Source organism: Archangium sp. Cb G35 (assembly GCF_001896145.1).
GTDB lineage: Bacteria > Myxococcota > Myxococcia > Myxococcales > Myxococcaceae > Archangium > Archangium violaceum.
The window spans coordinates 1-15,296 of sequence record NZ_MPOI01000028.1 but is presented as its reverse complement, the minus strand read 5'-3'; the positions used below and the strand labels follow the sequence as shown (position 1 = coordinate 15,296).

Sequence of the window (15,296 nt, the reverse complement as noted above, 5' to 3'; positions counted from 1 at the left end):
AGTGGCGCCGAAGGTGGTAGACCCGGATTTTCCATGGACCCCATCGTCATCCTCGGCGCGGGCCTCGCGGGGCTGTCCGCCGCTCATTTCCTGCAGCGCCCCTGGCGCCTCATCGAGAAGTCCGAGCGGGTCGGCGGCCTCATCAAGACCGAGGTCATCGAGGGGTGCGCCTTCGACCCCACCGGCCACTGGTTGCACCTGAGAGACCCGGAGATCAAGGAACTGGTGAACACCCGCTGGCTGCCGGGGCAACTGGTCACCATCCAGCGCAAGGCGGCCATCTACTCGCGGGGCGTCTTCACGCGCTTTCCGTACCAGGTGAACACGTACGGGCTTCCCGCGGAGGTCGTGGCGGAGAACCTCATCGGTTACGTGGAAGCCGTCTACGGGGAGAAGGGCCGGGAGCTGCGCGAGCGGGAGCCGCGTGACTTCGCCGAGTTCATCCTGCGCTACATGGGGGAGGGGTTCGCGAAGAACTTCATGTTCCCCTACAACAAGAAGCTGTGGACGGTGGACCCCTCCGAGCTGTCCGCCGCCTGGGTGGGCCGTTTCGTGCCTCGTCCCACCTTGAAGGAGGTGGTGGACGGGGCGCTGGGCGTGGGGAGCGATGCGCTGGGCTACAACGCTTCCTTCGTCTACCCGCGCGAGGGCGGCATCGAGAGCCTCGCCCGGGGGATCCTCGCCCACTTGAAGGGCGGGGAGCTGAGCGTCAACACCGAGCCCACCGCCATCGACTGGAAGGCCCGGAAGGTGACGCTGTCGGACGGGCGCTCGCTCGGCTACTCGGAGCTGCTCTCCACCATCTCCCTGCCGGGGCTGGTGCGGCTGGTGGCGAAGGGGGCCTCCGGCGTGCCCGACGAGGTGCTCGCCGCCGCCGGACGCCTGCGCGCCACCACGGTGACGTACGTGTGCGTGGCCGCCCGTGGGAAGAATCCGCAGCCGTGGCATTGGATCTACCTGCCCGAGCCCGAGTTCAAGACGTACCGCATCGGCTCGCCCTCGGCGGTGTACGAGCCCCTGGCGCCCCCGGACACCTCCACCTTCTATGTGGAGTACAGCCACCACGGCGAGCTCTCCATGGCCCAGGCCGAGGCGTACGCGGTGGAGGACCTGGTGCGTTCGCGGATGGTGGACTCGGCGGACGGCATCCTCTTCGCCCAGGCGCGCGAGATTCCCCATGCGTATGTCCTCTATGACGACGCCTATGGGCCGGCGAAGGCGGAGATCCTCCGCTTCCTGGAGCACGCGGGCATCCTCACCGCGGGGCGGTACGGGCAGTGGGAGTACTCGTCCATGGAGGACGCCATCCTGGGCGGACGGGCCTGCGCGCGCCGGTTGAACGGCTGACGGTGAGAGGGGACCGGCGATAGTTGTGCATCGACGGGGCCCGCGGGGGCGTGCTAGGTCGCACGTCCGCCCATGGCCCCCCCGTACCTTTCCATCGTCATCCCCGTCTACAACGAGGCGTCCATCGTCGCCTCCGCCGCGGCGGAGCTCGCCCAGGGCCTGGATGCGCGCGGTTGGGACTACGAGATCATCTTCGCGGAGAACGGCTCGCGCGACGCCACGCCCCAGATTCTGGAGGACATGTGCGCGAAGAACCCGCGCCTGCGCTGGTTCCACTCGGAGCGGCCCAACTATGGCGTGGCGCTGAAGGCCGGCATCGAGAAGGCCCGGGGCACCTACGTCTTCTGCGATGAGATCGACCTGTGCGACCTGAGCTTCTACGACGCCGCGCTGCCGCTGCTGGAGAAGGGCGGGGTGGACATGGTGGTGGGCTCGAAGGCGGCCAAGGGGGCGAGTGATCAGCGGCCCCTGGTGCGGCGCGTGGCCACGCGGGTGCACAACAAGCTGCTGCGGGTGGCGCTGGGCTTCCAGGGCACGGACACGCACGGGCTGAAGGCCTTCCGGCGCGAGGCGTTGCTGCCGGTGGTGGCCCGGTGCGTGGTGGACATGGACGTGTTCGCCAGCGAGTTCGTCATCCGCGCCTGGCGCGAGGGGCTGCGGGTGGTGGAAATCCCCATCCAGCTCCACGAGAAGCGCCAGCCCTCCATCCACCTCTTCAAGCGCGTGCCCAACGTGCTGAGGAACGTGGGCAAGCTCGTCTACGTCATCCGCATCCGCGGCACCTGAGGAGGCCCGGGTGGCGCGGCGGCTCGCATCCATCTCCGTCGACCTGGACTCGCTGCCGCACTACTGCCGCATCCACGGGCTGCCCGAGTCACTGCTGGACACCCGGGCCCGGGGGCTCGTCTACACCACGGCGGTGCCCCGGTTGAGGCAACTGCTGGCGGAGGTGGGCGTGCCGGGGACGTTCTTCGCCATCGGCGAGGACGTAGCGGGGGACTCGGGGGCCGCGGCGGCCCTGCGCTCGGCGCACGAGGCGGGCGTGGAGGTGGCGAGCCACAGCTTCTCGCATGACTACGCACTGACGCGCCGCCCGCCCGAGAGCATCCGCGAGGATCTGCGGCGCGCGGACGAGGTGCTCGAGGCGGCCACGGGCGTGCGTCCGGTGGGCTTCCGCGCGCCGGGCTATACGCTCAATGCCGCCCTGTACGCGGCGACGGTGGAGCGCGGCTACCGCTATGGCTCCTCCGCCTTTCCCGCCGTGCCGTACTACACGGCCAAGGCGGCGGTGATGGGCTCGCTGGCCCTGCTGGGACGTCCCTCGCGGGCGGTGCTGGACTCGCCCCGGGTGTTGCTCGCGCCCCGCACGCCGTACCGGCCGGACCCGGCCCGGCCCTACCAGCGGGGCTCGGGGGCCGTGCTGGAGCTGCCCATAACGGTGACTCCTGGCGTGCGCTTCCCGTTCATCGGCACCTTCGCCCTCACGCTGCCCCTGCCGGCCATCCGGGCCGCGTACCGCTCACTCCAGGGCGACTCGTTCTTCAACCTCGAGCTGCACGCGGCGGATGTGCTCGACGCCCAGGATGGCATCCCGCCCGAGCTGGTGCGTCAGCAGAGGGATCTGCGGGTGCCCGTCACGCACAAGCTGGAGCGGTTGAGGACCCTCTTCGGCTGGCTGAAGTCTGACTACGACGTGGTGACCCTGCGCGACGCGGCCTCCCACCTCGCCCTCACCGTTTGAGCCAGCGGAAGCACGGAGCGCCTTCCGGGCGCGCGGCGTGCCAACTGATCCGACTGTCGGATCAGTTGCTCCCCATCGCCGCCGGAACCTCCCTCGCTCAAGGGATGGGCACCGCGAAGTGGGTCCCCTCGCCCTTCTTGCCGGTGCCTCCAGGGTGTATCCGCTCCAGGGTCCGGGCCAGCGTGTCGCGCGATTCCGCCACCAGGGGGTGTTCGGGCCCCAATGCCTTCTCGCGCAGGGCCAGTGCCCGCTCGTACCGTGTCCGTGCCTCGTCGTACTTCCCCAGGTCCCGCGCCACGTTGCCCAGGCCGTTGAGCGAGATGGCGAGGTCGGGGTGTCCGGGCTCCAGCGCCTTCTCCTGGATGGCCAGCGCGCGTTGGTGCCGCGCCCGCGCCTCGGCGGGCTTCTTCATGAGCCGCAACACCTCGCCCAGGTCGTTGAGCGTGGTGGCCACGTCCGGGTGGTCCGCCCCCAGCACCTTCTCGTGCAGGGCCAGCGCACGCTCGATGTGCCGCCGCGCCTCCTCGTAACGGCCCAGTCCCCGGAGCGCCCTGCCCAGGTTGTTGAGGGTGTTGGCGATGTCGGGATGCTCCGGATTCAGCACCTTCTCGCGCAGGGCCAGCGCGTCCTCGAGCAGCTTCAGCGCCTCCTCGTAGCGGCCCAGGTCATTGAGCGCGACGGCCAGGTTGTTGCGGGAGGTGGCCACGTCGGGGTGCTCGAGGCCCAGGGCGTTCTTGCGGATGGCCAGTGCGTGCTCGTACAGCTCGCGGGCCTTCTCGTGATTCCCCAACTGTCCGAACGCCGTGCCCAGGTTGCTGTAGGAGTTGGCGACGAGCGGGTTGTCCGGCCCCAGCATCTTGCGCCGGAGCTCCAGCGCCTGCTCGTACCGGGCCCGCGCCTCCTCGTACTTCCCCAGCGCCCCGAGCGCGACGCCCAGGTTGTTGAGCGCCATGACTACTTTCGGGTGCTCGGGGCTCAGCACCTTGCGCCGGAGCTCCAGCACGCGCTCGTACGCGGCCCGGGCCTCCTCGTAGCGGCCCATCTCCTGGAAGGCGATGGCCTGGTCGTTGAGCGAGTCCGAGCGCGTCTCGTCATCATCCGCGACCTCCACGGCCGACTCCATGGCCAGCATCAGCCCCTGCGCCTCCTGGTAGCGCGCCTGCCTCCACCCCACCTCCCGGAAGAGCAGCGACCAGGCCTTGGCGACCAGCACCAGGGCCTTGCTCCTGGCGGCCACGGTGCTGGCCCGCCGCGCCAGCGCCTCGGCGGCGGCGTAATCCCCGGCCAGGTCCTTCAGCGAGGCGACTTCGTACAGCGTCTGCGCCACGAGGGGCCCGTAGCCCACCTGCTCCACCCGGGGTAGCAGCTCCTCGCCAGGGGCCAGCGCTTCGCGGTACCGGCCGGCCAGCCGCAGCGTTTCCAGCCGGTCCACCTGTGCCCGCAGCGCCTCCACCGTGGCCCGCAGGGAGGGCTCATCCGGGAGGGGCACCGTGGCCGTCAGTGCCTTGGCGTCCGCGCAGGCACCCAGGGGCGGCAGCGACTGCACCACCTGCACGGCCTTGGACAGGTTGTCCCGGTCGGGAGCGCGGGAGAACAGGTCCGTCAGCTCGCGCAGCTGGGCGCGCCGCCGCTCCAGGCAGTCCACCTTCAGCACGTCGAGCTTCCCGGGCGAGGGCTGCCGCATGGCCTCGCACGCCTCGGTCCGCATCCGCACCCACGTCCCCGTGTACCCGTCGAGCAGCGAGGCCGTGCGCGTGAAGGTGTCCGGCGCATACGGCAGCCGGGTGCCCAGGAAGGCCCGCTTCATCCGCGCCTTCACCGTCTCGTCCCAGGTTCCGGTGAGCCTGCGTTCCAGGCCGGTGCACCCCGGCTTCTGCTCCCGGTACAGCATCCCGCTCCAGAGCGTCAGGCCCGCCAGGCACGTCACCAATGCCACCAGGACCGCCTTGCGCCGCCGGTCCCGCCGCCGCGCATCGAGGTCCACCTCCAGCGCCGCGACCAGCTTCCGCATGGACACGGGGCGTTGCGTGGGGTCCGCCCGCAGGCCCCGCACCAGCATGCGCTCCACCCACCCGGGCACGTCCGTGTTGGCGGGAGGCGGCTTCACCCGGCCCTCGAGCTGGGCCTGCGTGGACTCGGCCTGGGTGGCGCCGGAGAAGGGGTGCTGCTGGTAGAGGGCCTCGTAGAGGGCCACGCAGAAGGCGAACAGATCGCTTCGCGCATCGGCCGGGCCGGCCCGCAGCAGCTCGGGAGCCATGTAGCGGGGCGTGCCCAGCAGGGTGCCCTGGAGGGTGAGGGGGCTGTCCAGGGCGCCCGGTGGCAGGGGCAGGGGCGTACTCGAGGGCACCCCCGGTGAGGAGGTACCGGCACGCGCCAGGCCGAAGTCCGTCACCCGCACCCGTCCGTCCCTGCCCACCAGGACGTTCTCGGGCTTGAAGTCGCGGTGGACGAGGCCCGCCTCGTGCGCGGCCGCCAGCCCGCGCCCCGCTTCCAGGTACACGTCCAGCGTCTCCCGCCAGGTGCGCGGGGCCTGCTCGCTCCAGCGCCGCAGCGTCTGCCCCTCCACCATCTCCATGGCGATGAAGATGGCGCCATCCTCGAGGGTACCCACGTCGTAGATGGCCACCACGTTGGGGTGCGAGAGGCGCGCCATGGCCTGGGCCTCGCGCAGCATGCGCGTCTCCAGGTCGTGCTGGGACAGGCCGGGGTCCCAATCGCGGCGCAGCAGCTTGAGGGCCACGCGCCGGTCGAGCCGCGAGTCATAGACGGCCACCACCTCGCCCATGCCGCCCTGGCCGAGCCGGTTGAGCACCGTGTAGCGGCCGGCCAGCGTCTGTCCCGGCGCGGTGGACACGGAGCCGCTCCGCGGTGAGCCGGGGGTGGACGGGCTCGTGGGAAACAGCGGCGTGGCGATGCTGCGGACCTGGGTAGCGGCCTCTCCCAGCTCGTCCGCGTCCAGCCGCGTCCGGGCCGGCGGGGAGGACTGGGGGCGCACCACCGTGGCGTCTTCCTCCAGGGGGCCGGTGCCCGAGTCTCCCTTCGCCCGTGGCTCCTCCTCGCTCATGTGCGTGCCTCCCCCTGGGTGATTGCCTCCAATGGGGCAGTCATATCCTGGACCTGACGGCCAGAGTAGCGATCACCTCCAGAGCCCCTGGAGCGGGTGCGACAACGTGTCCCATTCCTCGTGCCACGTCCCCGCTCTACAAGCCTGCTCGACTCGTCCCTTGATTGGAGGAAAAACGATGAAGGCTCCTTCGAGCACCCTGTTCGCCGTCGCCACCGTCCTGCTGTGCCAGAGTGCCCAGGCCCACATCTCCGTGTCCTCGGGCCCCGCGTTCGCGGCCAAGAGCCAGGAGCTCACGTTCAAGGTCGGTCACGGCTGCAACGGCGCGGACACCTACCGAGTGGAGATCCGCATCCCGGATGGCGTCGGCGGCGTGCGCCCGCTGGACTCGACCTTTGGCAAGGCGGTCGTGTCGAAGGATGGGACGGGGAAGATCACCTCGGTGACCTGGACGAAGGCCGCCGCGGACGTGCTTCCCAGCGACACCCAGCTCTACAAGTTCACGCTGAACGCCGCGCTACCGGATGCGCCCTTCACCCCGCTGTTCTTCCCGACGATCCAGACCTGCCGGGCCGCGGACGGCACCGAGTCGACCACCGAGTGGGTGGACACCACGACGGAGCACAACCACCTCCGGCCCGAGGGCGCCACGGCATCGCCGGCTCCGTATGTCTTCCTCCTGCCCGCGCGCACGCCCGGCTGGAACAAGTACACGGTGGAGCAGCACGTGCACGACCTGTCCGTCTTCGCAGACGCGCAGATCGTCTGGGCGGGCAGCGCCGCCTACAGCTCCAACCCGTCCACGCTCCAGCTCATCGAGAAGGAGCCCAACACCCAGGTGCTCAGCGCCATCCATCCCGGCACCGAGATCTGGGTCAAGTACTGAGCGAGGACTCCGCCATGCGTCACTTCCCGCTGCTCGCCGCGCTGTTGCTGTTGTGCGCCTGTCCCACGAATCCCCCGCCGGAGAAGCCGGCGGAGGTGCCTCCCACCTCCGGGCTTCCCGCGGAGCTGAAGCCCCCGACGTCCGTGGAGCGTCCTCCCTCCACGGGCTCGGGGCTGCCGGGTGATTTGAAGCCACCGGGACAGTGAACCGGAAGGGCCCGCGCGCGGCGCAATCAAGATTGCGCGCATGGGCCCGGTCCAGGTGTAGATATCTACACTTGGTGTATGCTTGAGGCATACACTTCCAGGTGTAGATATCTACACTTGGCCATCTCAGAACTCGGACGGTCTGCCCAGCTCATGGACACGTCCGAAGCCTGTGATGCGCCTAAGTCCACGGAATGAGATGAATTCGCCGTTGGCTCGCCAACTGCTCTGTCCCCGCTCGGTCGCGAACGCGGCCCAGGTCACAAGTCGTGGCCCGAATCATCCAAAAGAGGGGGAAGACAGATGCAGAAGCAGAAGACGTTGGCGATTCCTGGCAAGGAGATGAGCGCTGCCGCCCTGACGACTCTCGACGACCTGACGCTCGACGAGATCAAGGACATCATGAAGGAGATGGCCAGGCAGAGCAGCACCAACCAGTACCAGCTCGGCGCGATGTACAACCACATCGTGAACCGGAAGCTGGCGGAGCTGGCCGGGTACAAGGACGCGGCGACGTACCTCAACCAGCACGTGAAGGCGCTCTCCAGGTCCACCCTCACCACGTACGGCACGGTGGCCCGCAGCTTCATTCCGGACATCTGCGCCCAGTACGGCATGTACCACCTGCGCGCCCTGCTGCGTTACCTGGATGCGACCAGCATGACCGCGCTCGCGGACCCGGGCCCGATGCTCATCGACGTGCCGCAGGATGATGATTCGGTGGTGAAGAAGCCCTTCGCCGAGTGCTGCGTGGATGAGGTGGAGCGCGCCGCGCGGGCGAAGCGGGCCACGCCCATGGTGAGGGTCCCCGTTGCGGATCAGGCGCGTCTGTTGTTCCTGGCCGACAGCATCCACAACCAGTTCGAGGGGGTGGCGGAGGTGCGTTTCACCTCTCGCAACAAGGAGGGCAAGACGCTCATCAGCCTGCAGGATGTGCCCATGACGGAACTGGCAAGGCTCACGCAGGCGATCCAGGAGGGCATGGATGCCGAACCCACCCTCGCGCTGACGCAGAAGCCGGTCGCTGCGTGAGGTGAAGTCACCGTGAGGGGAGGGACGTCAGCCGGGCAAGGCTGGTGCTCCCTCTGCTTGCCGGCTGGCGCGGGAGACGTGTTCCTCCCCGGTTTCCGAGAAGCGCTGCGCCAGTTCGGCCGCGCCCTGCGCGCCACGCATCGAGGCGTACTCCAACTCGGCGGGCAGCAGGGCCTTGACGGTGACGAGCCGCACGTCGCCGAAGGGCGAGGGGAACAGCCGGGGCAGTGAGCGCGACTCCTGGCCGAGCAGCACCCCCACGCGCCCCTCAGCGCTCACGAGGGTGGCGGGCAGGCCATTGCCCGCCACCTCCAGCACGACGAGGCCCGCCTTGGCCCTCTCTCGCACGTGCTCCTGGGCCACTACCTCCTTTGAAACTCGCTCGAGCAGCACGTAGGGCCAGCTTCCCTCGATGGCATCGAGGGGCAGCTCCGCCAGCTCCGTCTCCAGGGCGAGCTCCAAGCCGAAACCCACGGAGGGCTCCAAGTGGGCAATGAACGGGTCCGAGAGGCCCTCGGAGACGAGGAGGATGCGCTCTGCCTCCCGATGGATGATGGCCCAGTTCTCCCGGTGGCCCGGCCATTCGTGGCAGATGGCCCTGGGGGTGACGGCCAGCTTGTCCAGCCTGCCAAGCGACTTCCACGCTGCACGTCTCGCTGCTGGGGGGGGCTCCAGCAGCTCACGACACCTGCGCTTGTAGGCGCGCTCCTCATCGCTGATTGGACTGGGCCCGGTGACTTCCCTGAACTCCAGGCCCGAGGCGCCCGTGCGCTCGAGGGACTCCTTCACGTCCTCGGCGACGAGAAGGGCCCTTGGATATCCCCAGGGCCGGAAGACCTTGGCATCGCGCACCGTGGAGGGATCAATACGCATACCGTAGACCGCTCGGTACTGCCCAACTTTGTCGGGCCGTCCGTGCTCCGGTTTCCAGTACCGCACTTCGGTGCAGGCCGCGTCGTCGATGCACTTCACAAGGCGGGCGACGTTGACCAGGAAGTAGGGCTCTGACCGTGAGTCCACCTCGGCGGGGTAGAGTTGGACGTCACCGGGAGCCAGTTCGGCAAGAGTGCTGGCGACCGTTTCCGTGACCACGGGAAAATCGCCACCGTCCGCGAGTGAGAAGTCGAGCGGACTTCCAGGATGGAGAATGGGGACGCGCAGGCGACCGTCGAAACGAGTGGGTGCCTCGTTCAGGTACAGCCGCTCGCCCACCCCCATTCCCTGAGCGTCAAGGGTCTCGCCCAGCACCCAACGCTCCGGGCTGCTCATGTCCTCGTACAGTTCGAAGTACCGTTTCGTCATGGCGCTCTCCCAACCTCACTCGGTCTGGGTGACGAGCTTATTGACAGGAAGCAGCCTGCTTCCATGTGACATCCAACGTCGTCTCCGCTCCCTTGACTCCGGGGATGACCCCTTGGACTTCATCCGGCATCCCTACGTCCGTGTCCTTGTTCGGCCTGGCCCGGAATCACTGATCGGCTTGCTCCGGAATCGGCGATCGCGATGGTCCGTGCACGCAGTTCGAGTCAGTAGACGATGCAGTCGAACTTCTCGATGACGGCCCTGAACGCGTCCTCGGTGGTCTCTCGGCGCTTGGCGAGGGCCGGGGCGTAGAACGTTACGGCCATTGTGCAGGGAGGATCCCTGTACTGCCCCTCCACGACGATCGGGCGAAAACCTCCTGGCCATTGGACGCTGTTGAGCTCGCGGGCTCGCCCAATGGGGTCCAGGATGGTGAAGCAGGGCCACTTGGGAAAGCGGATGGTGGAGGGGTCACCCCCCATGATGCGGCAACCATCCAGGCTGGCCTCGGTGAAGTCGCAGTCCTCAATGGCCCCGTGTTCCCACCCTGTGCCGTAGTCGGGCCAATGCCCAAAGTCGCACCCGGTCAACCGCCCCTTGAAGCGGCACCCCTTGAGGGAGGCCTTCACCCACTGTTGGTGGTTTTTTAGCTCCTGCTTCACCTCGAAGGTGCAGTCAATGAACCGTGCACCAACGATGATCAAGTTCCTGGCGGAGACCTTCAGGATGATGGTGCAGTTTCTAAGCAATAGGTTAGGACCAAGAAAATAGAGCGAATTCTTGTCTGTCAACTCCAGCCGCTCGTTTGCAATCTCCTTGTCCTCCATGAGGACGTTCTTGAGCCACCCCATGGTTGCTCCTTTCAGAAGGTGAGCATCCGGAAAAACTCGCCCGCCATGCGCCTGCCGTGACGCGCGAGATTCGAGTCCGTGCCGGAGAGAATCTCGTACGCGCGGCCCGTCTTCAGGTCAACCACATCTACTCCCTGGCGTTTGTACCGAAGGCTACCTCGCAACTGGGCTTTGACTTCTTCGTGCACGAACCGCCCCCGCGCCTCGCGCTCTAGCAGTCGCGCCAGCCAGTACTTGCCCTTCTTCAGGGCTTCGCCGATGGCCTCTCGTTCGGCGCGCGAGAGCCTGTCGGGCGTCCATTTGTTCGCGGCCTTTGTGACGACCTCCTGGAGCATATCCCCCACTTTGTCCTCGGCGGGAATATCCGCGGCCGACTTGCCCCGGGGTAGGTGCCAGCGCTGGCCGTCGCTGAGTTCCACCTGCCGGTTGCCGCCCCGGTGGCGAATGACGGTTTCGGCAGAGCGGCCCCCAGGGGCCGTTTCCGCACCACGGCCCGAGCCCTTCTTGAGCATCACCACGGCCAGGGGGCCCTGCGGTGAGGTGGCCACCATCTCCGCCGCCGCCACCGCCCGGGCCAGCGCCCCCTCCGAGGCGAGTGCCGCCTCCGTGGCCTCCAGCCGCCCCATGACGGCAGCGCCCCCCTGCGCCTCGAACTGCGACCCCGCCAGGTTGAAGCCCGGCAGCGACTTCACCCGCGCCACCACCTGTCCCAGCGTGTGCCCACTCAGCGTGGCCACCGCGAGAATCATCGCCCGGGCCGCGTCCTCGCCCAGCACCTTGCCGAACTGCGCGCCCGCCACGCGCAACTCCTCGAAGGTGGTGGCGTGGTGCGCCGCATCCGCCATGCGGGCCCAACCGTCCATCAGCCTGTACACCGTCCCCAGGCCCAGGTAACCGATGAGCAGGAGAGTCATGCCAGCGGCGATGGCCTTGGTCGTCGGCTCGGGCACCAGCCACATCGTGCAGTAGAGCGCCACCGTCCAGACGACCATGGAGACGAGCGCCTGTGCGCTCAGCAGTTCGTGCCCCAGGGCCGCCTGCGTCTCGTCGAGCACGTGGCCCAGGGCGATGGACAGGGCCAGGGTGCGCCGGTCGTCGGTGCGCAGGTAGCCCCCGTCGTCCAGCAGGCCCCGGCAGTCGCCTCCACCCCGGGGCTCACACCACTTCAGGTAGTTCTCCCTCAGCGCCTCTTCGGCCTGGGGGGTGAGGACAACAAGCCCCTCCTGGCGCTCGGGTATCCAGGTGTAACCCCGGCCTGCGTACGCCTCCAGCGTCCAATCACCCGAGGCTTCCACCGTGGACACCTCGGGTGGCCCCAACAGTCCGAGCACCTCGTGGGCAGCATGTCGCGGCGTCTTCGCGCCCAGCCGCACGTCCTGGGCGAGCCGATGGAAGGCCTGCTGGAAATCAACCCTGGCAATACGAACCGACCGGGTGGCGACGTTGCCGGGCTCCAGGAAGTCCACCACGTACACGGTGGCCGACTCCAGGCTGGGTTCCGTCGGGGTGTCCACCTGCTCCCGGGGGGCCGGTGGGGGCGTGAGCGGGTCGTAGCGGTAGCCCGTCGCGACGAGGCCGCCGTGGGGAGTGCCTGTGGCACACGCGAACTGGAAGAGGACGATGAGGGCCCAGGCACGACAGCAGAGGCCCAGACGCGCGCCCGTAGGGTGGGCGGCAGGAAGACGGGTGGACACGGCGCACCTCCGGAAGCGACTCGGTCAGAAACCGTCGCTCCGGAACTACACGGAAATACGGATGCGCCCGTCAAGCCACTGGGTTGGGTAAGGGATGGAGGATGCAGCAGGTGGGTTTCAGGCGTTGCGCCACCAGTCGCGGAGCGGCGCTATGGGAATGTCACGTTCTCCAGGATGACGGAGCGCCCGTCCGCGTCCCACAGCGTCAAGGTATACGCCCCCTGGGCCTGCTTCGTGGTGGCCTCGAACTCCACCATGACGCGGCCAGGGGCCCCCGGGAGAATGGACACGGGCGTGTCCGGAAGCGGCGTCAATTCCTCGCCCCTGGCCCCGCGCAGCAGGGCGCCTGCGAGCGTCCAGGACTTCATTCCCGGGTTCCTCAACTCCAATTCCACCGCGACTCGGCCCTTTTCCGCATTCCCGGCGCTGGAGGACCACGCCCGATCCAGTGTCAGCGCAGCCTGCGGCCTCGTCCTGACGTACCTGCTGATGTCCTTGACGGCGACACCGCGCATCTCGTTCAGAAGGCCCGCCGCGCGCAGGCCTCGGAGTCCACCCGGCCCGCCCTGCTCGGCCAGGAGGCGCGCCTTCTCGTCCTCGCAGCGCTGTGCCTTCGCGTCCGCATCCCACGCCTTCTGCTTGTAGAAGTCCACCGGGCGCGTCTTGCGGATGACGTCCACCTGCCGTGCCGCCCGCGCGGGGTGCACCACCAGGAGAAACGTGAGGCTCGCCGGGGCCGCTCCATCCGCGAAGTAGACCGTCACCCGCTGCGGCTGCATGTCGCGCATGGCCTCCGAGGGGACGACCATGAATGAGTCGGCCGCCTCCACCGCCCGCCGGAAGTGCTCGCGCCCTTCCAGTTCCACGCGCGAGAGCTTCGCGTCGAAGAGGAAGTTGCTGGTGAGGTCCGGGGTGATGCACAGCGCCGGTATCCTGCCCGGAGCATCCGCGTCCACGTCCAGGCGTACATCACCCGCCTCGCACGGGGGCAGAGGTGGACGCTCGGCTGCGTCAGCGGTTGAGGTGAGCAGGGCCAGGGACAGGAGGCCAGCGGAGGACGCAAGGGGCACGGGGGTCAACCTCTCCGGGGGCGTGGAGCCGCCCCACTTCAGGCGTAGCCTCTACCACAGCTCGCCAGTGAGGCCCGAGCCTCCGGGCCGCCGAGCGCCCGGGCGTCCTATTCGAATTGGCCCGTTGGAAACACGCTGAATCGGGCGTGGACCCTGACGGCATCCGGGCCGACCTCGGCGTCGATGGGCACGCCAGCCCCGCCTGGCGATCCGATCTCCATGCACACGGGGTACACCTTACCTTGGGGCGTCTGTGCCCGTGTGAAACGGCCGAAGAGGCGCTCCTTGCCGAGGATGAACTTCCCGGTGAGCACGGTGCCCTCGTCCAGCTCGCCGAGCTTGTTGATCATCGTGATGGCGGCGTCGCCCGCGCGCACCGTGACCACCTCCCCGCGTGTGCCGGGTGGAATGTCGGCGGTAACGCTGTCACTGAAGGTGAGGCCCAACTCCTCCCTCATGGTCTTCACGGCGCCGGCCGGGCAGTCCTCGGGCCCGGGTGTGGCGCGCACCTGGGGGGCGGTGCACGCGACCAGCACCCAGCCGCAGCTCGCGGCGGTGAGGCACTTCCACTTCCTGCAGCGCCCGTCCTCGAGCCGACTGGGGGACGCGGGCTTCTCCTGGGGCGGCAAACGGGACTCCTGCTTGCGAAGAGGCATGGCGGTGGCGAGCGCGGGGGTGGAGGCCACGAGTGGCGCCGCGCCCCCTCCAGCTTCGGACGGCCCGCCCGGTACCGCCACTTCACGGACAATCCCTGGGGGAGACGTCGGAGGGCCCGCTCCCCTCCCGGGAGGTGACGGGGCCGCCGTGGGCGCCGCCACGGGGGGCATGCCCGTGGGGCCCCGCTCGGCCCGGGAGCCCGCCAGCAGCCATGCGCTCAGCAGCAGCCCGGCGGCCAGCGCCACCGCGCCCACACGTGACACGCCTCCTCCGGGCAGCACGTGCGCACGGTGTACGGGGCCCGGCGCCGCGAGGGCGGGCGGCACTCCACTCGCTCCCTCCTCCGCGGCCACGGGAACAGGAGCGGCGGCGTCCACCGGAGAAGGGGCCATCTCCGGGACATGTGGAGCCTCCGCTGCCCTCTCCGGCACCTGGCCAGAAGGCGCGGGTTCCGCTCCTCCCTGCGCCTGCGCGGGGGGCTCGGGCGTGGGCGGGTGGCGGGCCTTCGCTCCCCGCCGGGGCCGACCCATGCTCCACCGCCGCATCTCACGCTCCGCGGCACTGCGCGGCACCAGCCCGGGCTCTTCCTCGGTGGCGGCGCGCTCCGGGGCGTTCGGGTCCACCAACGGCACGTCCCAGCTTCCGTCCGCCCCCGCCAGCGCTGCCTCCAGCGCCCGTGCCAGCTCCTCGCACGTGCCGTAGCGCGCCTCCCGCTGCTTCTCCAGCATGCGCTGGCACAGCTCGCCCAGCGCCCGGGGCACGCGCGGGTTCACCTCGTGCGGCGCCTTGGGCCTCTGCGTGAGGATGCGCTCGTCGAGCGGCTGGCCCTGCTGGTAGAGAGCCCCGAAGGGCAGCATGTCCGTGAGCAGCCAGTAGAGGATGACGCCCAGCGCCCACAGCTCGTCCCCCGCGTCCGGCACGTAGCGCTCCTGCCCGCCGGTGTGCGCGCGCGCGAAGCGCAGCGCCTCGGGGCTGCGGTACTCGGCGGTGCAGGGCGGCAGCGGACCGTGGGTGAGCGAGGGTTCTCCCGCCAGCCAGCCGATTCCGAAGTCCACCAGCACCGGCACCCCGTCCGAGGTGCGCAGCAGGATGTTCTCCAGCTTGAGGTCGCGGTGCAGCACGCCCCGGGCATGGATGTGCGCCAGCGCCCGCACCAGCTCCAGCAGCACGCGCGCCACGCTGCGCGCGCACGGGTTGTCCTCCAGGGCCCACTGCTCCAGCGTCCGGCCCTCGACGAAGTCCATGACGAAGTAGAGCGGGCCGTGCACCGGGTGCGGCCACCTGCCGCAACCGTGGAAGCCCACCACGTTGGGGTGCTTCAGGCGCCGCAGGATGCTGATTTCCCGCTGCCCCCGGGCCTCCAGGCTCCGGCCGCGCAGCAGCTTGAGGGCGAAGGGGAGCCCGGCGCGCCGCACCTTGAAGACGAGGCCGTGGCCCCCGGAGCCC

Annotated in this window: 12 protein-coding genes; 6 read left to right on the top strand and 6 right to left on the bottom strand. The window is 69.2% G+C overall.

Annotated features, from left to right (window positions below; genetic code table 11):
- Positions 1-33 precede the first annotated feature (33 nt).
- The 3 genes from BO221_RS51065 to BO221_RS51055 all read left to right on the top strand — a co-directional run bounded on the left by BO221_RS51065 (position 34) and on the right by BO221_RS51055 (position 3,088).
- On the top strand, positions 34-1,347 hold the full coding sequence (locus tag BO221_RS51065) for an NAD(P)/FAD-dependent oxidoreductase (RefSeq protein WP_073568232.1): 1,314 nt from the start codon (positions 34-36) through the stop codon (positions 1,345-1,347).
- A 72-nt stretch (positions 1,348-1,419) separates the two neighbouring features.
- The gene (locus BO221_RS51060; RefSeq protein ID WP_073568231.1) at positions 1,420-2,133 is read left to right on the top strand and encodes a glycosyltransferase family 2 protein; all 714 of its coding nucleotides are present in this window, start codon (positions 1,420-1,422) and stop codon (positions 2,131-2,133) included.
- 10 nt (positions 2,134-2,143) lie between these two features.
- Positions 2,144-3,088 (top strand): polysaccharide deacetylase family protein, encoded by a 945-nt coding sequence (locus BO221_RS51055; RefSeq protein WP_073568230.1) that lies wholly within the window; start codon positions 2,144-2,146, stop codon positions 3,086-3,088.
- A 97-nt stretch (positions 3,089-3,185) separates the two neighbouring features.
- Here BO221_RS51055 and BO221_RS51050 read toward each other — a convergent pair whose 3' ends face one another.
- Positions 3,186-6,152 carry a tetratricopeptide repeat protein gene (locus BO221_RS51050; protein WP_073568229.1) on the bottom strand — a complete coding sequence of 989 codons (2,967 nt, stop codon included), beginning with the start codon at positions 6,150-6,152 and terminating at the stop codon, positions 3,186-3,188.
- A gap of 178 nt (positions 6,153-6,330) precedes the next feature.
- Here BO221_RS51050 and BO221_RS51045 point away from each other — a divergent pair, with 178 nt between their 5' ends.
- The 3 genes from BO221_RS51045 to BO221_RS51035 all read left to right on the top strand — a co-directional run bounded on the left by BO221_RS51045 (position 6,331) and on the right by BO221_RS51035 (position 8,276).
- Positions 6,331-7,038 (top strand): YcnI family protein, encoded by a 708-nt coding sequence (locus BO221_RS51045; RefSeq protein WP_073568228.1) that lies wholly within the window; start codon positions 6,331-6,333, stop codon positions 7,036-7,038.
- Positions 7,039-7,052: 14 nt separating this feature from the next.
- Positions 7,053-7,244, top strand: coding sequence for a hypothetical protein (locus BO221_RS51040; protein WP_073568227.1), 192 nt, complete (start codon positions 7,053-7,055; stop codon positions 7,242-7,244).
- Positions 7,245-7,547: 303 nt separating this feature from the next.
- A complete protein-coding gene (locus BO221_RS51035) occupies positions 7,548-8,276 on the top strand; it encodes a hypothetical protein (protein WP_073568226.1) in 729 nt (242 codons plus the stop codon).
- A gap of 27 nt (positions 8,277-8,303) precedes the next feature.
- On the opposite strand, the gene BO221_RS51030 is transcribed toward BO221_RS51035, so the two are convergent.
- The 5 genes from BO221_RS51030 to BO221_RS57555 all read right to left on the bottom strand — a co-directional run.
- Complete coding sequence (locus BO221_RS51030) at positions 8,304-9,578, bottom strand: imm11 family protein (RefSeq protein WP_073568225.1); 1,275 nt, start codon at positions 9,576-9,578, stop codon at positions 8,304-8,306.
- 224 nt (positions 9,579-9,802) lie between these two features.
- Positions 9,803-10,429, bottom strand: a complete 627-nt coding sequence (locus tag BO221_RS51025; protein ID WP_073568224.1) for a hypothetical protein — start codon at positions 10,427-10,429, stop codon at positions 9,803-9,805.
- An 11-nt stretch (positions 10,430-10,440) separates the two neighbouring features.
- Entirely contained in the window at positions 10,441-12,123 is a 1,683-nt protein-coding gene (locus BO221_RS54640) for a hypothetical protein (RefSeq protein ID WP_073568223.1), read from the bottom strand.
- 149 nt (positions 12,124-12,272) lie between these two features.
- Positions 12,273-13,193 (bottom strand): DUF2381 family protein, encoded by a 921-nt coding sequence (locus BO221_RS51015; RefSeq protein WP_073568222.1) that lies wholly within the window; start codon positions 13,191-13,193, stop codon positions 12,273-12,275.
- Between the two features lie 107 nt (positions 13,194-13,300).
- Positions 13,301-15,296 (bottom strand): serine/threonine-protein kinase (locus BO221_RS57555; protein ID WP_073568221.1); only part of this gene is annotated, 1,996 nt, incomplete at its 5' end.